This is a genomic window from Agrobacterium sp. LAD9 (assembly GCF_003031125.1).
In the GTDB taxonomy this organism is placed as follows: domain Bacteria; phylum Pseudomonadota; class Alphaproteobacteria; order Rhizobiales; family Rhizobiaceae; genus Agrobacterium; species Agrobacterium radiobacter.
Genome location: NZ_PHGS01000014.1, coordinates 70371 through 89238 on the forward strand (window position 1 = coordinate 70371; position 18868 = coordinate 89238).

The 18868-nt window shown below is 56.5% G+C and carries 22 protein-coding genes and 2 pseudogenes; 6 read left to right on the plus strand and 18 right to left on the minus strand.

The features are described from left to right. Positions 1-2: 2 nt before the first annotated feature. Complete coding sequence (locus DA915_RS15560) at positions 3-881, minus strand: branched-chain amino acid ABC transporter permease (RefSeq protein ID WP_107676504.1); 879 nt, start codon at positions 879-881, stop codon at positions 3-5. Positions 882-958: 77 nt separating this feature from the next. After that, a complete protein-coding gene (locus DA915_RS15565) occupies positions 959-2206 on the minus strand; it encodes an ABC transporter substrate-binding protein (RefSeq protein WP_107676505.1) in 1248 nt (415 codons plus the stop codon). A gap of 337 nt (positions 2207-2543) precedes the next feature. On the opposite strand from DA915_RS15565, the pseudogene DA915_RS15570 reads away from it, so the two are divergent. Then, positions 2544-2861: pseudogene (locus DA915_RS15570) on the plus strand (IS110 family transposase); the annotation flags it as partial. An 821-nt stretch (positions 2862-3682) separates the two neighbouring features. On the opposite strand, the gene DA915_RS15580 reads toward DA915_RS15570, so the two are convergent. Continuing rightward, positions 3683-4072: an SMI1/KNR4 family protein gene (locus DA915_RS15580; RefSeq protein ID WP_192886559.1), complete on the minus strand. Its 390-nt coding sequence runs from the start codon at positions 4070-4072 to the stop codon at positions 3683-3685. A gap of 603 nt (positions 4073-4675) precedes the next feature. Between DA915_RS15580 and DA915_RS15590 the strand changes: the two genes are divergently transcribed. Then, positions 4676-5704, plus strand: coding sequence for a hypothetical protein (locus DA915_RS15590; RefSeq protein WP_107676507.1), 1029 nt, complete (start codon positions 4676-4678; stop codon positions 5702-5704). A gap of 28 nt (positions 5705-5732) precedes the next feature. On the opposite strand, the gene DA915_RS15595 is transcribed toward DA915_RS15590, so the two are convergent. The 4 genes and pseudogenes from DA915_RS15595 to DA915_RS15610 form a co-directional block, all read right to left on the minus strand. Continuing rightward, positions 5733-6071, minus strand: a complete 339-nt coding sequence (locus DA915_RS15595) for a hypothetical protein (RefSeq protein ID WP_107676508.1) — start codon at positions 6069-6071, stop codon at positions 5733-5735. Between the two features lie 9 nt (positions 6072-6080). Further along, positions 6081-6752 carry a GatB/YqeY domain-containing protein gene (locus DA915_RS15600; RefSeq protein ID WP_192886560.1) on the minus strand — a complete coding sequence of 224 codons (672 nt, stop codon included), beginning with the start codon at positions 6750-6752 and terminating at the stop codon, positions 6081-6083. Further along, positions 6701-7171: a hypothetical protein gene (locus tag DA915_RS15605; RefSeq protein ID WP_107676510.1), complete on the minus strand. Its 471-nt coding sequence runs from the start codon at positions 7169-7171 to the stop codon at positions 6701-6703. The genes DA915_RS15600 and DA915_RS15605 overlap by 52 nt, the downstream gene beginning before the upstream one ends. 70 nt (positions 7172-7241) lie before the next feature. Continuing rightward, a pseudogene (locus DA915_RS15610) lies at positions 7242-7794 on the minus strand (recombinase family protein). A 182-nt stretch (positions 7795-7976) separates the two neighbouring features. Here DA915_RS15610 and DA915_RS15615 point away from each other — a divergent pair. Both DA915_RS15615 and DA915_RS15620 read left to right on the plus strand, forming a co-directional pair. Beyond that, positions 7977-8702 carry a DUF4158 domain-containing protein gene (locus DA915_RS15615; protein WP_192886561.1) on the plus strand — a complete coding sequence of 242 codons (726 nt, stop codon included), beginning with the start codon at positions 7977-7979 and terminating at the stop codon, positions 8700-8702. A 17-nt stretch (positions 8703-8719) separates the two neighbouring features. Further along, positions 8720-9388, plus strand: a complete 669-nt coding sequence (locus DA915_RS15620; RefSeq protein WP_107676512.1) for a hypothetical protein — start codon at positions 8720-8722, stop codon at positions 9386-9388. Positions 9389-9650: 262 nt separating this feature from the next. Here DA915_RS15620 and DA915_RS15625 read toward each other — a convergent pair whose 3' ends face one another. Together DA915_RS15625 and DA915_RS15630 are read right to left on the minus strand one after the other, a co-directional pair. Beyond that, entirely contained in the window at positions 9651-10688 is a 1038-nt protein-coding gene (locus DA915_RS15625) for a nucleotidyl transferase AbiEii/AbiGii toxin family protein (protein WP_107676627.1), read from the minus strand. Next, on the minus strand, positions 10681-11274 hold the full coding sequence (locus DA915_RS15630; protein ID WP_107676513.1) for a DUF6088 family protein: 594 nt from the start codon (positions 11272-11274) through the stop codon (positions 10681-10683). Before DA915_RS15630 ends, DA915_RS15625 begins: the two co-directional genes overlap by 8 nt. A gap of 169 nt (positions 11275-11443) precedes the next feature. On the opposite strand from DA915_RS15630, the gene DA915_RS15635 reads away from it, so the two are divergent. Both DA915_RS15635 and DA915_RS29475 read left to right on the plus strand, forming a co-directional pair. Then, positions 11444-11911 carry a hypothetical protein gene (locus DA915_RS15635; protein ID WP_153064566.1) on the plus strand — a complete coding sequence of 156 codons (468 nt, stop codon included), beginning with the start codon at positions 11444-11446 and terminating at the stop codon, positions 11909-11911. A 715-nt stretch (positions 11912-12626) separates the two neighbouring features. Next, a complete protein-coding gene (locus DA915_RS29475) occupies positions 12627-12866 on the plus strand; it encodes a DUF3800 domain-containing protein (RefSeq protein WP_371412717.1) in 240 nt (79 codons plus the stop codon). Positions 12867-13158: 292 nt separating this feature from the next. Here DA915_RS29475 and DA915_RS15650 read toward each other — a convergent pair whose 3' ends face one another. The 9 genes from DA915_RS15650 to DA915_RS28945 all read right to left on the minus strand — a co-directional run bounded on the left by DA915_RS15650 (position 13159) and on the right by DA915_RS28945 (position 18868). Beyond that, entirely contained in the window at positions 13159-13794 is a 636-nt protein-coding gene (locus tag DA915_RS15650) for an NrsF family protein (RefSeq protein WP_107676516.1), read from the minus strand. 49 nt (positions 13795-13843) lie between these two features. Continuing rightward, entirely contained in the window at positions 13844-14401 is a 558-nt protein-coding gene (locus tag DA915_RS15655; protein ID WP_107676517.1) for a chlorite dismutase family protein, read from the minus strand. Between the two features lie 9 nt (positions 14402-14410). After that, entirely contained in the window at positions 14411-15046 is a 636-nt protein-coding gene (locus DA915_RS15660) for an NrsF family protein (RefSeq protein ID WP_107676518.1), read from the minus strand. Beyond that, on the minus strand, positions 15033-15599 hold the full coding sequence (locus tag DA915_RS15665; protein WP_107676519.1) for a sigma-70 family RNA polymerase sigma factor: 567 nt from the start codon (positions 15597-15599) through the stop codon (positions 15033-15035). The genes DA915_RS15660 and DA915_RS15665 overlap by 14 nt, the downstream gene beginning before the upstream one ends. 108 nt (positions 15600-15707) lie before the next feature. Then, positions 15708-16322 (minus strand): TetR/AcrR family transcriptional regulator, encoded by a 615-nt coding sequence (locus DA915_RS15670; protein ID WP_107676520.1) that lies wholly within the window; start codon positions 16320-16322, stop codon positions 15708-15710. Between the two features lie 311 nt (positions 16323-16633). After that, positions 16634-16843, minus strand: a complete 210-nt coding sequence (locus DA915_RS15675; RefSeq protein WP_107676521.1) for a hypothetical protein — start codon at positions 16841-16843, stop codon at positions 16634-16636. Beyond that, positions 16840-17610: a hypothetical protein gene (locus tag DA915_RS15680; protein WP_107676522.1), complete on the minus strand. Its 771-nt coding sequence runs from the start codon at positions 17608-17610 to the stop codon at positions 16840-16842. The genes DA915_RS15675 and DA915_RS15680 overlap by 4 nt, the downstream gene beginning before the upstream one ends. Further along, entirely contained in the window at positions 17610-18707 is a 1098-nt protein-coding gene (locus tag DA915_RS15685; RefSeq protein ID WP_107676523.1) for a Rieske 2Fe-2S domain-containing protein, read from the minus strand. The genes DA915_RS15680 and DA915_RS15685 overlap by 1 nt, the downstream gene beginning before the upstream one ends. After that, complete coding sequence (locus tag DA915_RS28945) at positions 18704-18868, minus strand: hypothetical protein (protein ID WP_192886565.1); 165 nt, start codon at positions 18866-18868, stop codon at positions 18704-18706. Before DA915_RS28945 ends, DA915_RS15685 begins: the two co-directional genes overlap by 4 nt.

Genomic DNA, 18868 nt, shown 5'->3' on the forward strand with positions numbered 1-18868 from the left:
ACCTATTCGAATCTGGTGATGCGTTCGCCCATCAGTCCACGCGGGCGGATAAGAAGAACCAGGAACATCAGAAGATAGATCGCCAGCATCGAGTATTGGGAAAACCCGATTGCGATCATGAAACCCTTGACGATGCCCACGAGCAGCGCCGCGATAACCACACCCCAGAACGAGCCAAGGCCACCGATCACAACAACTACGAAGGCCGCTGTGCCAACCTCTGCTCCCATTAGCGGATGGACTGGCTGGATCGGGGCCAGCATAACGCCCGCAAGGCCCGCGATACCGATTGCGATCGCCGACACACTGGTGAGGTATGGTCTGAGCGAAATACCAAGGGTGCCGAGAATATCCGGGTTCTGGACCCCTGCCTTTACGATGCGGCCAAACGCGGTCTTGTTCAGCAGCACCCAGACAAGGGCGACCATCATCAGCGCAACGCAGATCAGGAACGTCCGGTAACGTGAATAAACGAAGTCGCCGAGGAAAAACTGGCCGCGCAAAGCGTCTGGAATGGAGTATGCGTGCGGCGCAGAGCCGAAATACCATCGCAACGATTGCTCGATCATCATCGACAGACCGAACGTCAGGAGCAATGAGTAAAGCGGATCGATGCGATAGAAACGCTTGAAGAGCAGGCGTTCGACGAGGGCACCGAGAGTACCGACCAAAAGCGGTGCCACGATCAGGGCGCCAAAAAATCCGAGATAGGGCGTCAAGACCAGCGCGAGATAGGCACCAATCGCAAAAAACGCACCGTGGGCAAGGTTGACGATGCCACCCAGTGAGAAGATCAACGACAATCCCAGTGCGATCAGCAGATAGTAAACGCCATCAAGCAGGCCATTTAGAAGCTGAGAAACGAAAAGTAGTACGGACATTACAAACTCCGCTTGCAATCAGACTACCGCAGCGAACATGCGTTCACCGCGGTAGAAAAGAATCTCGGACTTCCAGATCAGGTAAACTGGCAAACACCCCCGACGGCGTCGCGACGCAAATCGGCAAGGTTGGCGTTAGGACCTGGGACAGGGTCGGACGTCGTAAAAATGTCCCACTCATTGGTGGCGCTTGTTGGAGCGACCGCCGTCACCGTGTACATTTCTTGCAGAAGTTGATGCGAGCCGGGGTCGAAACGCCCCTTGCGCGCCTTCAGGATATCGAACTCCGTGCCCGGGTTCTCAAAGTAAGCGATCAAGGTCTCGGTCTCGGTTCCGCCAGTCGCCTTAATTGCCTGCGCGGCGATATGGGTCGCGATGTAATCCGTATATGCCTGGTTTTCAGGCGGTTTTCCGTAGCGATCCTTGAAGGCCTTCACGAAGGCCTGCGAGCCTTCTGTCTTGACCTGATGCGTCCAGATGCAAGGCCAGGTGCCCTTGAAGTTTTCGATACCTGCAGCCCAGGCAAATGCGCTATTGTAGTCGAAGCCACCCAACGGGATATCCATCCCGAACTCGCCGTATTGCTTAAAGAAGGTTGCAGCGCCTGCTCCGGCGAGGTTCAGGATAATCAGATCAGGTTTCGCTGCGCGGATTTTCAGAAGGTAGGACGAGTAATCCGTTGTATCCGTGGGAATGAGCTCATCGCCGATCGTTGCGCCGCCGTTGCGCTTCAAAAACGCCATGGCTCCGTTGCGCAGATCGTGCCCGAAAGAATAATCGGCGCTGAGCATGTACCACTTCTTGCCCTTTACCATGTCGTGGTCGAGGAAGTCCTGACCAACAGCGTTGACGTTCATAATGTTATGAATTTCGGTATGGAACATGATGCGCTTGCAATCCTTCCCGCGAAGGAAGTCGGAGTTAGCGCCGGTGTTGATGAAAATCTTGTTCGCCCGCTGGCAGACCTGCGAGATGGACAAGGCCGACGCCGACGAAGCTTCGCCAATGATCATCACCGCCTTGTCACGCTCGATTAACCGCTCCGCCTTCGTCGTGGCGGTTTGAGGATTCATGGAGTCCTCTTTAATGAGCTTGATTTCGCGTCCGTTCACCCCGCCCGTCGCATTAATTTGCTCAACTGCCAGATCTTGCGCCATGACGGCAAGGTCACCGAGAGGACCAAGCGGTCCTGTTCGCGGGGTCAGGTGTCCAATAATGATAGGATCGGAAGCAGCCCTCAGAATTGAAGGCGTAGCCAACGCACCAATAGTGACAACCGCACTTGTCCTTAGAAAATCTCTGCGACCTAGAAAATTCTCGCCCATTCTGTTCTCCTCCCAGAGCCGACATAGTGCAATGCTCGCACACGAGAGGACTATGACGAACCTCAGAACATTGTCAACATTTTAATGGACATTATCGTTGACGTCGTATGCGTGTACTTATCCCACCATTGATGCGAAGGCTCCAATGCATGAGCAGACTTTTTTGAACCTCCAGCCTCGCCCCGCAACCAGGCGCCGAGCGCGCTGCGGCTGATCTGCACAGATTGCTCGATGGCAGAGGTCAGAACAAGATGGGGTTGTTGCCGCCCTCCCCAGACGGCATCGCAGTGTGCCAGAGTTGTGATCCTGAAAGGTCACACAGCGGAGAGGACGGCAAATGAAGAATATAATGATCGAGGTTGATCTGGCAAAAAATGTTTTACAGCTCCACGGGGCGTTGATGACGGGCGAGGTGCTGTTTCGCAAGAAGTTATCGCGCGGGCAGTTTCTGTGTTTCATGCAGAGCCAGCCGACGGCTGTTGTCGTCATGGAGGCTTGCGGCAGCGTCCACTACTGGGCACGCGAGTTGATGTCGCTGGGCCATGAGGTCAAGCTAATCGCACCACAATATGTGCGCCCTTTCGTGAAGCGTCAGAAGAACGACGCTGCGGATGCGGAAGCGATTGTTACTGCGGCACGACAGCCGGAAAGGCGTCACGACACGAAAGTGTCGGATCTGTCCGACATTTGAGAACATATAGAAATCACGGGGCGAGTATTCCGGTGGTTTGCATATGAACACAGCCCGACGCACGTCGGGCGTGGTAGCGATTGAAGATCAAGAGCCCCTTGGCTCGCAGCCACCAGATTTTTGTTGTATCCGGGAATTAGAGAGCGTCCACATCGTGTGTCAATCATGCCTCCGGTATGGATTGCAAGCACCAGATGACGCCTTGTTGTGTTCAGCCGCGGAGGGTTGGGTAATCCCACCGCTCTGCTAAACGATTCCGAGCATCCTTGAGAACCTGGTCGTAATCGGCCTTGAACGGAGTGATAAGCTGCTTCTCAAGGTCAGCAAGCAAGCCGTGCAATACAGCGCATTCAGCGGTGCTTTCGAAGCACGTATTGTCCGGTGTGTTAGTCGTTTTCTGATCACACCAACGAGAAAGAAGTTCGAAAAGCACGAGTGCCTCGTCCGGGCTCAGGTGAATTTCTGCATCATCCGATTTTGCGTTTCGATCTTTCATACAGACAGAATGGCAGTAGGTATATAAACTCGCGAGGGGGGGACGAGGCGTGAAAACGCGGGGATCGAACATCTTCTGCTAACGGTCTGGACGACTGGCTTTGGGAACGTTTCTTCCGTCACAATGGTGGTGCTGATGTCATCCGGCAGGGACTGGCCGGCAACGACCTTAGCTGTTTCGGATCACGGTTGTGATTGCCATCCACCCAAACGACGAATGCGTTCACTGTCGTATTCCCAATCACTGCCGATTCCTACGTCAGATTTCTCGCCGCAAAACAGTGAGGAATTCAGAAAAGTCCACAGCGATGCGATGCAGGTAATTGGTACGAATTTGATTCCGGGTCCGGCTCTTCCGACCAAGCCCAGTAGTAAATATAGCCCTTGTCTGCCCCACTCAGCGAGACGACGATGCGGTCGTAGTTGGCAACCATTGCGATCGGTAGGAGGTTGCGCGGCAGCAGTTGGGCCAGAGATATCTGTTCATATTCGGATGCGTAGCTGGTACTGCCATCGGATTTCACTGGGAAAAATTCGGTTATCCAGCCTGCGACTTTGCGGTCCTCTGTCTCGAACACCACGTTCTCGTTGGGAATCTGGTCTCTGAGCAATGCCTCTCGCAAATGATCTGGCAATTCCAGTGCAAACTGAAGCTCGAATTGCCGGATTGCCTTCTCCATGTCCATCTCGCTCTCGCATTCGGTAGACGTACAAATGTCGGCTTAATTTTGGGCCGAGATTCTCTTCGCAAGGTAGTCATTCTATCGCTAGTTGGATCGATTTGAGGCAGCTTCGCCGGCTTGGTGTTTTACTATTCGCAGCATGGGTTCCCCATCCAACTCGGCGGCCTCGAACCGAGCGAGGAGGTCGTACGAGGTGATGGCCCCGTCCGCGTCGAAGCGTTTTCCGTGGACGACGAGATATCCCAGCCCGAACATGGTAAGAAGAGCCTCCGTCGCATTACCCGTTGATGTATCGAGGAGCAAATTCGTCTGACTTCGCATTCATCCTCCCCGTACCGGTGTCGTCAGATAGAGCGGCCTGACGGCATGCCAAAAGCCGGCCTTGTCGGGATAAAATCGCCAAAACCGCAGGTAAGCCGCCGCGCATTGGATTCATTCCGCTGCCTTGATAATTTTCACTCAATGCGCTTGAGGGATTGAAAAAGTGCCGTCTTCAGTGTGTGTGATAGCGCATTCGCTCGATTTTCGCGACAATTCGATTTTACGCCAGTCATCAGAGCAATGATTTCACGAATTGCCTAGAGTAGTGTCAGCCCGGATATGATCCCAATTCCATCCATTCCCGCCTTCTTTTACGTTCTGCTGCTGGTCTCCGCCATATCGGCGCTTATCTTCGTATCATGGCTCGCAGTCCTCGGCGTCTGGCGCGGCGCGCGAAGGGCGTTTCGGGCTCGACTGTGGTTCACCCTGCCCCTCTTGATGCTACTCGCCCTGTCATCGACATTCGTCCTGTCCTTCCTCTATCGAGGTTATCTCGCGGATGCGGATATGAAGCGCGAGGAGGAGGCGCGGAATATCACCTTGGAAAAGCCGGCTATGGTGGCCGGAATTGCGATGCCGGCAGGAACCCGTTTGCACGGCATAGCGCCAGGTGATCCGGAAGCTTTCGATTCCGCCGATTTTCCCGTTCCAACCCCGGTCAACGGGATTGCTGCGGAGAGCCTCAGCCGTAATCTCTATCCGGATGTCGATACCGCTACTTATAAGGCCACCTCGATGCAGGTGACCCCGGCCTCCGACCAGCATGTCGATGGTTGGCTTTGCGGGAAAGGGAAGCCGGTGGCGTTCGAACTCGAAGCCGGCGAGGCCTTCTTCAATTCCTGCACGCTCGGCGCAGCTAATCGACTGGAAAGTCTGGAAATCCCAGCCGGTGCGAAACTGATGACGCTTGGAGCATCCCGCGGCTGGACCGTTTTTCTTGCGCCCGAGACTACAGTGACGGTGCGTGGCCTGCCTTTGCAGGGCGCCCGGATATTTGTCTATCGCGACCGTCATTTAGCGGGTTTCACCGAAGCGGCGCTCGCTACGGACCTGCGTCTGGGCGGGGTCGCATATCCTGCCGGCACGCGCATCCGTTCGAAGGAATGGACGTCACCCGGCCGGGATTCCGATAGTTTGATCCTGAGCCCGGTAAGAGGCCAGGTGGCAAAGCCTGATGGCCAGCCCGATGTTTCGTTTGGAATCTCGATTGTGCAGACGGTGGCCGGCCAGATGCTGGCCATCTTGCCCAACGCCAAGGCAGGCATTCTGGATTTCGAAGAAATCTCGGTGGACAGTCCGGCGAATTGACGCCGCCAAAACGACAACGCCTTGCTTGTTATGGTTCAACCTGACAGGTAGCTTCGGCAGTGTTTTTCCATTGTTCCGCGATTGCACCCCAAATATTCCAAAGCAGCCCCAAACATATCAGCCCGCAAGTGATGCCCAGGATAAGGGAGCCGCGACGCCTGAAACGGTAGAAGAATATCGCACCGGAAATTCCATATTCAGCCATTGCAGGGACGGCAAAGAGCAGAACAGAAGCCGGCCCGTCACAATCGATCCCATCGATGCCAATCGCACGATACTCGTTTGCGGTTCCCACTATGCCTATGAAAGCCACGGGGAACACCGCAATCAGAACGGCGTAGCCGAGCAGTTTTGGGAGGTTTGGCAATTTTATCCTCTACACTCTACCTCGGGATGCAAGGGTGCGACGCACCTCGGCATTGAGCTCAGCCATCCAGTCTTTGGCGCGACTGTCCCGGGCGAGCAAAGCCATGACCTTGCCGATGTCAGACGGCGACTGTGCCGCGACCTGATCGATAGCGGTTTCGGCCAAGGAGGAAAGCCTTCCGGGTGTCAATGGCAATGGGAGAAACGAATCGAGTGACAGTGAAGCGTCCTGATATTGCGTCAGCCCACTGGTGCTGAATTCGAGTGTTCCTTCGATCCTGAGCGCAATGGTCTCCTTATCCATATTTCCAAATGACAAGCGCTTGGTGAGGAAGATGACATGCACGCCGAACAGGCAGATGCTTCCGTCTACGTAGCCTGGTTCAGGATTGAGAGGAAACTCGAAGGTCTTGCCGGCCAAAGCCGGAAAATCAGTAAGGTCAAGATCAATTTGATCGCATTGGAGCGACGTATCGTGCAATTCCCCATCGAACTCAAACGGAGCCAATCCGATAGAGATGGCTGCGAGCCCAAAAGGTCCCCGATTGGCGGAATACCATCCTTTTGTCACCTGGATCGCCTGAGAGGGAAATTCCACCAATTGGCGCGGCAAATGACAACAGCCATTCGCTATTCTTTCATCCAATATGAAATTACCCGAATGCTGTTCGGGGTCTTCCAATGGATGGTCAATCTGAAATCCGGCAGCTCCCAGCGGTGGATGCCATGCTGATTAACTCTCGTGGGCGGCCCCAATTTTGCCTCCGCATCGGCCACCGTGTCGGAGAAGGTCAAGCCCTTCCATATCGGCCCCCCGTAGCTCTCATAGCCTTCCTCATTCCCCCAGAAGGTACACTTCGTCAGCAGGAATGGGCCTTTGCCGTCATCTTGATATTCATGGTCGTACACCACGCCGGTATGCTTGAAATTGAGGTGAATACCCAACTTCGGAATCATAATGTCATAGCTGTCCAATCCTTTATCCAGCGCGACAGCGTCACCCCAGACAATGCTGAAGGGCTCCACTATGGCGCTGCCAGCCTTGCTGTCGAATGGCTGCCTAAGCGCTGCTACGAAATCTTGCGGGAGGGGGTAGTCCATGGATTCTCCAATCTGCACTCGTCGATGTTCAAGGGGTAATTTTTCGTTGGCTTGCCGAGGCTGTTCTGATTTATCTCTCGATGTTTTCCGTCTTGAGAGCTTCATAGAGAGCAGTCTTGCCGATTTTCACGCGAGCAGCGGCTCCCCCGCACGTTGAGGCTAGTCGCCAGATGCTGGCGTGCCTTTGCGAGCTTGTCGGGTGTCACAACCGCCTGACGGCCGCCGCGCCGGCCACGTTCTTCCGCCGCTTGCAGCCCGGCCGCGTTCTCTCCCGGATCAGGTCGCGTTCGAATTGCGCGAGGGCCCCAAACAGATGGAACACCAGGCGACCGCCGGATGTGGTGTCGATATTCTCGGTGAGGGAGCGGAAGCCGACGCCTTTTGCTTCCAACTCAGTGACGATCTCGATCAGGTGTTTCATCGATCGGCCAAGGCGGTCGAGCTTCCAGACCGTCAGCGTATCGCCGTCACGCGCATAGCGGATTGCATCCGTCAGGCCGGGTCGATCGGTCTTCACTCCTGACGCCTTATCCTCGAGCAGCTTCTCGCAGCCTGCCTTCCTCAAGGCATCGAGCCGTATCCTGGTCTTCAGTCGAGACCCTTGCATAGCCGATCGCTGTCAAAAGGTGCGACTTGTCCGTTTTCTGGTTCAATACGGACAATGTCCGATTTGCCGTTAAATAGCAATATTTGCGGACAAAACTTGTGGGTTCCATCAAACGTCCGTTTGTCGGACAGGTATTTTCCAGTTCGCTGTACCTGCGCAACGAAATTGGAAGATCAGAGAATGGCACGAAGAGCACTATTGAGCGAGGCATGGTGGCAGCAGGCGACAACCATCCCGGATGACGATAGGGAGATCGCCAAACACTACACGCTGGACCGACCTGACCTCGACCTCATCATGCGGCAGAACAAGGCCTCGAACCGGTTGGGTCTTGCCTGTATTCTGGCAACGCTGCATTATCCGGGCCGGCCGCAGACGCGGCGCGAACATCTCGTCCTGTTTTTCGACCGAATGCAGATCCGACCGTTCGCTCCTTCGGATGTTCGGGCGCTGACCGGCTGGCTGACGCCAGCGGCCCAAACACTGCGCCAGGCCGACAAATTGGCGGACATGGTGGTGGAGGAATTGCGGCGTCGAAGAATCCTCCTCCCGACACGATCGGCGCTCGAAGCCATCATTCATGTAGCGATCCGGCGCGGCATCCGCATCGCTCACCGGGCTTTGGCTAGCGGGCTATCCGAGAGCCAGAAGCTCGTCGACAAACTTCTCGATGCACGTGAGGGGACGAGCCTGACTGTCCTAGCGTGGGCCAGAACACCAGCATTATCGCCGGCCGCCGTCAACCTCGACCGGATCGCCGAGCGCGTTCGCTTTCTGCGTTCGCTGAACCTGTCGGCGGCTTTGATGGAGCGCATTCCCGCCAAGGTCTTTGACGAATTTGCGGCCGAGGGCATGCGGATGAGCGCGCAGCATCTGCGCGACCTCAATCCCGAACGCCGGCACGCCGTCCTTGCCGCGACCTGACCGACTGCGCCATCGACATGTTCAAGAAGATCATGGGCATCCTAACCCCGCGAGCCGACAATCGGGCGGCCGCTCGTGTGACCCGATCGGCTCGTGAGGTTCAGAAGCCGCTGAAGGATGTTTCGAAAGTCTGCCACGCGATCATCGAGGCAAGAGAGAAAGGCGAAGACATCGCCAAAGCCATTGAACGTGCAATACAGTGGCCGGCCTTCACGCTCAGTGTCGAGGCGGTCGATACGCTGATCGCCCCGGATGTCATCGACGGCAAAATCGACATGCTCCAGCGTTATCCGACGATCCGGAAACTTGCGCCGCAGTTTCTTTCCACCCTCGTCTTCCGTGGTCACGCCGTGGCGGCAAATTTGTTGCGGGCACTTTCGGTGGTCGCTGATCTTTATCGCACGGGCAAAAGGGCGATACCGGAAAGGTCGCCGATCTCGTTTGCTCCAAAGGGCTGGATGCCGCTCATTCTGCTGGATGGTAAGATTGATCGCCGGGCATATGAACTTTGCCTGTTCAGCGAATTGAAGCGCAGGCTCGATGCGGGCGATGTCTGGGTGGAGGGGGCCAAGCGCTTCCAGTCTTTCGAAAGCTTTCTCATTCCCACGCCGACATTCGAATTGATGCGTGAGGAAGGGCTGCTTCCGATCGCCGTCGAGTCCGGGCTGGCGGCTATCTTAAGGTAGTATTTCGCCCTCATCCGCAAACGTCCCCTATCGGCCGGCCCATTGCGCCAGAGCATGGCCGGCAGCGCATCGGTATCGTGGTTTGTGGGACGAACATCGATACGGAATCCTACCTCACCCTGACCGAACGAGGCCGCCGCCATGCCTCTGCATCCGTCAGGTACTGAATGTGATCGAGTATTCTCAGTTCCAACGGCGAAAAGTCTGGAAAGGCCATGCTTGGTCTCGATTCTTTCAGTGGTCACGGTCCCATCGATGGCCACTATCTGTTTATTGTTTCTTGCAGCTTCTCGATTTTGGCAAGTATGTCGTCGAACGAGGGCGGTTTTTCATCGAACATCATCGGTACCATAGCGCGATAATCGGAACGCAGATCTTTGATGCGCGCCTCACTCGGCATCAGACGCAAGGTGCCCGGACGAGCGGTGTCGTAGCTGGCCCAACCTGATCGAAAGAAAGTCGCCTTGTGCTTTGCTACCGTTGCGAGAAGGTCGAAATCCGTGGCGGCAGCTCTTCCCTCAATCGTGTCAAGAAGCATGGCCAGATCATAATAGTGCCGCGAGAAATATTGAGGCGTCGGCGTTTCTGCAGGGCGGTGTGCCTCCGCGTGCAACGCTGTGGCCTTCTCCCAAAAAGTCCGCTGTGCGGAAAGAACAGTCACGGTGGTCTCAGTATCTTCGAAAAAGCCGGGATAGTCCTCGGCCGCATAGGAGCGAATGACCCTTTCCTCGGTGGGCCAGGGATCGCCGCGCGCGCCGAGCTCGAGCTTCACCCGCGGCGTAATATAGGCCATGCCTTCGTATTCAGCGGCTGCCAGCGCAGTCGGATAATGAAAATTCACCGTCTGAGCGTCGGCGGCGTCGAACTCAAGCGACCACTCGCCCTTGGTCGGCTCACCGAGTTGCTCGACGATCGCGGCCCTAAGAGCCGGAAGCAGCTTCTCGGCGATATGCTGCTCGACATCGGTTACCAGAGCCTCGATGAGTTTGTCAGCCTTTTTCTTGCTTATGCCCTCCCCCTCGGGATCGCGGTCGCCGGTGTAACCGAGGTCCGCCCGATCAAAAGACAGGTCGATATCTTCTGAAAAGCGGCGGATGGCGCCGAACGCCTTGGAGAGGGACGTGCCACCCTTGAACACAAGGGTGGCTGTGTCCTTTTGCTGCAGGCCGAAAAGCCGCTTCAGCGTCCAACAGACCCAAAAGTCTTTTTCTATGATCGTATCGGCGACCCCTCGGTCGGCGCCCGTCTCGCCAAAGAGGGCTGCCCGATCGCCGGCAGGGAGAAGAGCGACTTTATCCATCGATGCCATCCGATGCTGCGGTAGCGATCGAGACAAGCGTCGGTCGCATCCACGCGGGGGCCTGAATTGCATTGGATGCAAGCGTCTTCTTGTCGTTGACCGACAACCGACGTGACGCGATCTGCGCGACGTCCGCGGCACGAACGGCTCCGACGTGGCGAAGGGCTTGCACGACTGTGCCGGCAGCACTGCCCGGAGCGATAAGATGCTTGGGCGAAGCGTGACGCAAATCGACGACGCGCTTACCCAGCACGACGCGGCGGGAGGGCCCATTGGTCAGATACGTATTTTTTGCAGGGACCTGAGTTGACAGGCCAAGGGCGTTCGCCGCGCGCGCGCCGGCGATCTGCACGTGTGATCCGGTCTCGCGGGCCAATGCTTGCGCGACATCGTCAGGGGTTGGTGAAAGCGGGCCGAGCTGCGGATGAACCTTTGGGAAGTCGTACAGGCCCCGTGCGAGACGGCGGAGCTTTCCATTCTTGGCCAATCGGGAAAGGGCTTGGTCGACTGTTGACCGGGCGGCCACGTCCAGGAAATCAGTGGGCGTAAAAACACCGCCACGCCCGCGAGCACGAGCACGCTTCATAATTTGATCGGGAACTGATGACGGGACTGTTCTCATGTATCAGAAAATAACATATCTTTTTCTGACATTCAAGGTGAGAAAGTCGCGGCATTTCGGTGCCTGAACGAAATGATGTCGTGTCGAGAGTTGCTGCCGCAACCAAAAATGCGAGGGAGTCTCCGTAAATCCGGTGGATATGTTCACCACCACTGTTATTTCAGATTCGACGAGGTTGGCCATTTGGTCAGATCACTATTGCGTCTGGAATCATCAACACTGGAGAACGGCCGTTTATATTCCGCGAGCTTTGGTTGTCGGCGAGCGCACCTTCACTGAAGAGACCCTGCTTCAGGAAGGGGGGCTCTTTGTCGTTTTAGCGGAACCTGGTGCCGGGAAGACAGACTTGCTCAACGCCCTCGCCGCGATCCTTCAAACGTCGAGGATCAAGGCAAGCGTGTTTCGCAATCGACAGCCGGCCGCAGGGCACCATCCACTGGTTATCGATGCGATGGATGAGGTTGCGCGGGTTGACAGCCTAGCGACCGATCAAATCATCGCCCAGGCTAGCGACGTAACTCGAGGCACCGTGGTCTTTGCAGGCCGCTCTGGTGAATGGGATCAAGGTAGGACTTCCTATGTCGACAATGTTTCGGGATGAAGCCCACTGTCGTCTACCTACACGCCGCCTCTCCGTCCGGGCGGGTCAAGGGCCACTGGCAAGCGGGCGAAGCTTCACCCTTGACGCGGCCGGCGGGCATGCGGCAGACCTCCTCTTCCTGACCTAGTTTTCCTTTCCCAATTTTCTTCTTCCCGCGCTTTCAGCGCGTCATTCCAGTCCTCGGTTGGCGGCGTCAGTCGCAACCAGTCGCAGCCCACCTCGTCGGCAATGTCGCGGATACAATGATGCTTTGTTTTTCCCGGCCCGGACATCGGGTCGGATTCGATGCTCACGACTGTTGGAGACCGATCGCATCCGAGATGAAGCCGAGAAATCCGGTGGTTCGCCGATACAATCGCTTCACGCATAGGTGCATTGCACAATTTTTGTTTGCGCGCCGCATATATTCTAGGCATATTGTCCATAGCTGATGCACGCGATGGCCTCCTCCCAGTGCCATCGCATCAGCTGTTCCCCTCTGGAGGTTCTTAACCTTCACACTTCAAGGGCCTCGGTTTTCCGGTGGCCTTTTTTTTGCCTTATAATGACGGCTGACGGGACGATATATCTGGTTCTTTGTCAGGCGCGCGCACGCGGAGCCGCCCCCTTGAAAAACCAACCCGCAACCGATATATGTGGGTCACAATCGAGAGCGCTGATCCGTCGGTGCGTTGAACGATTGTTTCACTCGGCTTACCGAATTCGAGCGGTCCGCATGCGGTCCGCTTTTTCGTTTCTGGAGGATTCGTTGCATCTACTTTATCTCGACGAGTCGGGCCACTCACATGACCCAAGCTCCGACTTCTTCGTCCTTGCCGGATTTAGCAGCATCTTCGAGCGTCAAACCCACTGGCTGGAAGCCCAGATAGACCCAGTCGCGGCACGCTTTAGCCCAACCAGTCCTCAAGATATCGAGTTTCATGGCAACCCAATGCGGTCCGGCAATGGCACTTGAAAAGTTGTGCCTCCGAACGACAGAGTTCAAGCCGTCGTCGATATCCTGTCGCTGTTGGCCGACAAGCAACTGCAGTTGAAAGTCTATGCTTGCGTCATTGAAAAGAAGCTTTTTGATCCAAATGACATTCTGGCCCGCAGTTTCGAGGAAGTGGCATCGTGTTTCGATGGATATCTGAAGACGCTCTATAAGAAAAAGAACCCTCAGCGCGGCTTGGATCATTTTCTGCCAGTTTTCGCTCGGCGCAATGCCTGCGGACGCCTACATACTCCGCCCCGCCTGAAGTGTCGCTCTACCACCGAAGGAAGCGGCGACCTGCGAAATATCCAATCGCTACGACTACCAAGGTCGCTGCTGAATACCACATGGCCACAAACAAAGGGCTGTCATCAGGACAGTTGGAGGCATAGAGGGTGGCCGCAATGCCGGCTGACGCCAGCGCGGCGATGGCGCCGGCCTGTCCCGGGTTGTCCGGAGCCCCGTTTCTCATGGCACGAAACAAAAAGACGCCCGGGAAGAAAGATAGGAGCGGGATCACGATCAGGCAATGCGCGGCATTGCTGCCGATGAGCCGGACGCCCCACACATCGGATGGCGTAACAATCAATTCCATGATCACTGCTCCAAGGAGGAGGATCGGAACGAGAAGCAACAGCCAACGTCGGACAGTTGCACCTTGCCCTGGCCGGACCATGGCGGTCAACAATGACGAAGCGATCGAAAAGAGCGAAAGGGTGATCAGGAATTTAAACGCAAACCGCGCTGTCTCGACAGCTTCCGCGAAGTCAGGGCGAAATCCCAAAACGGCAAAAAACAGCACACACGACGTCGTTGCTCCCATGACAACGGCAAGCAAGAGTGCCTTCGAGATTTCGACCGGCGGTCGGGTGTCCTCAGCAATCAGATTGATCAGGTCGTCTGTTCTCACGCGACTTCTTTCCTACTGGCAACAACATAACCGATAACGTTCCGCGACCTCAATATCCTGGTTCTCGCATCCGCAGACGGATTTCAACTTCTCGCTCGACATACTGCCATTCCTCGGTCGCGCGCAACCGGTCAAGCAATGTGTCGAACTGGGGACTGGCGTCTTCAGAGAACTCAAACCAGGTGAGAAAGTCGAACGGCTCTCCGAGATCCCGGCTGTGATATAGGCGTCGTGCGATTGCCGGCAAATAGTCCATACCAATTCCGACATGCGCGGAAGCTTGAATAACGCCCAGGCGCTCGTCCTGAGCCAGAGACCACCAGCTCTCGGATTTTCTGATCGGAATTAAAACGGCCATCCGCGCCGTGTTCCGGCCAAGAGGGGGTTGAATCGTTGAAAGCCGCTCGGTTTCCAGGCGATTGGTGTAGCGTGCGCTACTGGCCGTGCCTCGAAGAGTCCAGGTAACCTGCGACGAAAGACAGGGTTCGTGCGCATCGGCCACGGTCATCGAGGTTGCAACCTCCAGCCCTGTACCCGAAACGGCTCGTACACTGTCGATTTGCCAGTGCCCTTTATCTCCAGCCACAAACGAAGTCGGTTTTGCCATAGTTTTCGACTACCAACGCAGCAACCTGCGCCCCAGGAGTGCCCCTGCCAAGGCGACAGCGGAAATAGCGATGGGATACCAAAGCATAACGAACAAGGGGCTGTCGTCATCACAATTGGCTGCATAAAAGGTCGCGGCGATACCGGCAGCGACCAGGCCGGCAACGGCGCCCGCGATCGCGGGGCGCACGGGCGCGGCTTGTCGAAGCGCGTACAGAAAACACGAAAGAGGACCGGCAGCCAGCGCGGGAATGAAAGTCAGACAGAAGCGCGCATTGTGACCTATCATCCGCGTATGCCAAGTTTCAGAGGGAACTGCGTAGAGCTCGAAAATAGCGGCCGATGCGATCAATACGACCGGAATCAGAATCGTCCGTGACCAGGCCGCGGTTGGTACACCCGGTTTTCCAATCCGGAATAAGACGGTACTCGCCATCATGACCAAGGAGATGGTGACGACGAATTTGAGCAAGAATCGGCCGGTCGCCATTGCGGTGTCGATATCCGGTCGCGGCCCGATAAAAGCAAAGAAACCAATTCCGGCAATCAGCACCGCGGCGATGACCGCATGAAGCAGCAATTGGTTCAGGCTTTGTCGGACCGGTGCGTCCTGAACCAGGAGGGCAATCAGATCATCCGTTCTCATTGGCTCGCTCCGAATAAAAAGCGGCCAACGCTTTCAATGCCCGATGCAGCGAGACGCGAACCGCCCCTTCGGTCATCTTCAATTGTTCTGCCGTTTGACGCACACTGACCCCTTCGATCGAAATTGACCGAACGATCGTGCGTTGCGGGTCTTTCAACCGGGAAAGAATCCGTTCTATATCGACACGGTCGGACACGCTGATACGTTCGTCACTTTCCAGTGAGGCGATAACATCCTCCAGTGGCACATTGATATTGCGACCTCGTCGCCGCAGACTATCGACGAGTTTGTTGCGCACGATCGCCGAAATCCAAGGTCCCAGTGGGCGCGCGACGTCCCATGTTCCTCGCTTTAGATGGATTGCCAGCAGCACTTCCTGCACCACGTCCTCAGCCTCGCTCAACGGCGCACCGAACTGTTCACACCGTTTACGAGCCATGACCCGAATATACGGGGTGATTGCGTTCAACAGTCTATGATAGGCCCTGCTGTCGCCCGCCATTGCGGAGCGCATCCAGGAGGCCCACTCTTCCTCGCGCGCCAGATTTTTCATCTGATACCGACCAATTCGTCGAAACTCTCGACTTTGTTACACAAGGTCATCCTTTTATTGGCCTGTCCCGATTTTAAGAGATGACCAAAGGCGAGGATATGAGATCGGCTATACCAAGGCATTGTACGGCTTTCGTTCTGCACGTGGTTCCAAAAGGGCGAAGATGGGTTTGATCAGACCTTCGAGAATATCCCTTTCCGGTCGTGTTCTTGCCAGAACCCGAATTCCCAGAAGTGTTCCGAGCAATGTGCGGGCCAGGTCGTCCGCAGGTTGATCCTGGCTGATCGTCTCGTCTGCCTGACCTGCCTCGATACAACGTCGAAAGAATGCTTCTACCTGCTCAAGAACCTGACCGACGACGCGCTGGAATTCTGGGTCGTGCGGTGCAACTTCCAGGGCGGAATTGACGAGCATGCAGCCCTTTCGTTTCACGTCATTGAGTGACCTGTCGATGATTTCGTCGAAAAACGCGCCGATAGCCTCACGCGGTGGTTTCCGTTCGAACCGGCCGACCCGATCTCCGAAGCTTCGTTCCACATAAAAGTCCAGGGCGCGGCGATACACCGCTCGCTTATCGCCAAACGCGTTGTAGACGCTTGCAGTGGTCAGCCCCATTGCTGTCGCCAGATCCCGGATTGAGGTTGCTTCGTACCCGTGCTCCCAAAACTGTTCCACGGCTTTTAGCAGGACCTGCTCCTCGTCGAATTCTCTTGGCCGGGCCATTGTCGGGCTCTCAACAATCGATTCCGCAGACCCAATCGTCTCGAAATCCAGTGGGTCCGTTTTATAACAAATGAGTTAAAACGCAACCGCGCTGCGCTCACGGCACGTGCATTCCGCAAATGCCCGGATGCGAACCCGGCCGCTCATAAGGGACCCTTGAGAATGGAACTTGAGCAGGAGTTTGCTGATTTCAATGCCGAGTTCGAGGCAAGCGCGCCGCCCGGCGCAGCGGCATTTCTGAATGCCAAAGTGGGGGACTGACCGCCGCCTTCCCATTCGATCGCTCCCTTGATACCTTGGAGACCTCGAGCCTAATGCAGCAATCTGGACATCAGCACATCAAGGCCTGACAGCATGCCAACGGCTGTCAGGCCGAAAATCACGTAGCGCAATTCCTCGAACGGCGTGCCGTCAAGGTAGAAGAGACCGTATTGCCAGATCAGAATGATCGCGACCGCAGCAATCGCAGCTAACAGAAGGCCGAACAGGTGACGGCCGGAACGGTGCGCCTCGCTCGTCATGCGCCGGGCTCGCTGGCAAGCTGGTCGATCTTGAAAATCAGCAGATCGTCGCGGCGTTCGATATTGCCTTCGAGCACCACCGGCAAACCGGTCTTGTCGAGCAAGGCCGCCGGCATCGGTCCTCCGTCCTTCGAAGCGAGAAGAAAGAAGATGTGGCCGTCCACGGGTGCGGTGGAAACGAAGACCGGTGGAACACCTCCGGAGATACAAAGATTGGCGCAGGCCTTGTGCGCGAGGCCGGTCCCCGGCTTCATGGCGCCGGCACTGCATTTACCGTCGCAGATTTCACCCGTCAGCCGCCACCGTCCGAGATCTTCGGATGCTGCCGTCCCAGGCCGGATCGGTGTCTGAGGTTCGGCAGGTTTCAAATCATCTTCGCCGCCGATCAGCAGCATCGCGAGATCTCCGCGCTTGACGAAGATGCCACCTGCCTGCGCTGCCTTGCCTGCTAGCGGTAGTGCCCTGTCGTCAACCCCGAATTTGCCCGATCCCGCCAACATGACGGCGCGTGCTGGCCTCGCGCCGTCCGCAGGCACACGAAGGATCGGATAAGGCCTGACCTCCATCGTGCCCACCAGATGCCCGCCTTGCAACTCATCCGCATAGCTTCCCGCCCCGGGACTTTCGGTATTGAGAGACAAAAACACGGAGGCCGATGCCATGCCGGCAACGAAGAACACAATGAAGCCGATCATCAGCGCTCTGACATCGGCTGGAACCTTCTTGAAGTAACCGACAAAAAATCCACGTTCTACCGGCCTCGGCATCAAACTGTTCCTCCACTCTTCGGCGCGGCGACCGCGGGAAGCAACTGCGCGGGGATGGCCAACGGCTCCAGCTTTGTGCCAAGTGGCAAAGGTTCCGGATCAACCAGAATGCGCGAGCCCTCCAGGCGAAGACGATACTTGCGAATCCGCTCCCGGAACGGCGGTGGCGAACAGCCGTCCTCAGGACGATACTGATAGCCATGCCATGGGCAGGTGATAAAGCCGATGACGACCTTGCCTTCGCCGATGGGGCCGTTCTGGTGCGAGCAGATATTGGATACGGCTGAAAGACCACCCTTTGAACGGAAGACGGCAATGCGCTCGCCGCCCGATGCCGCCCCGATGATCGCCCTGCCTTCGGCAATCTCGCTTACGTCACCAACGATCACCCAAGGCGCCTCGGGGGCCTTTTGCGACGCAGCCATGTCAGCCGACGTCTCCCGCCGACCTGCGACAAGGTGCAGGACGCACAGTGTAGTCAATCCGCCGAGCGACAAAAATGCCAAAGCAAGATCCCGGCGATCGATCAGAGCGCCGAGCGCCACATGCAGGATGACCGCAGCATAGGCGAAGTAGACGCTCATGTGGATCGCCTTCCACACCGGCGGCGTCAGGAAGGAAAGCCAGAAATCGTGGCTCGTTACCGCAAGGATGGCCAGAATGACGAGCGCGAAGACGCCGAAGAGTTCGAAAGGAAAGCCGGCGATGCTCGTGAAGCTGGTACTGCTGGTGAAGAGCGCCGTGAGCTGTGGTGTTGGACTGAAGGAGAAATACCATCCGAGCACATAATAGGCGTGCGTGGCTGCTACGATCGCGGTCATCACGCCAAAATGACGGCGATTGTAGAGGAGCGGAACGAAACGGGCATCGATCCGTGCCAGTGGCCCGATTGCGAGGACGATGGTCAGCATCAGCAAGGCCAGAGACCCGAAGGCACGCATCCGCTGGATCGGTAGGTCGGTATCCCGGAGTGCGGTGGATATGACTGGTCCCAGCCGCAGGAAAATGAGGATGTAGATGAAGATTCCGGCCAGCATGACCGCGTCATAGATGACCTTGGTCTTGTTCCAGATGACCGGCTTGTAGGATAGGCTCACGGTTGCTTATCCCCCTGTGCTGCGGTGGCATCAACGCGCACAGCCGGCGCATCGGCCGGCAGTTTCGGAACGCTCGCGAAGATAACGACAAGCATGATCGGGAGAACGACCGCGATGCCTGTCCAGATCACTGTGTGAGCGCGACGGTGACGGCGCTGCAT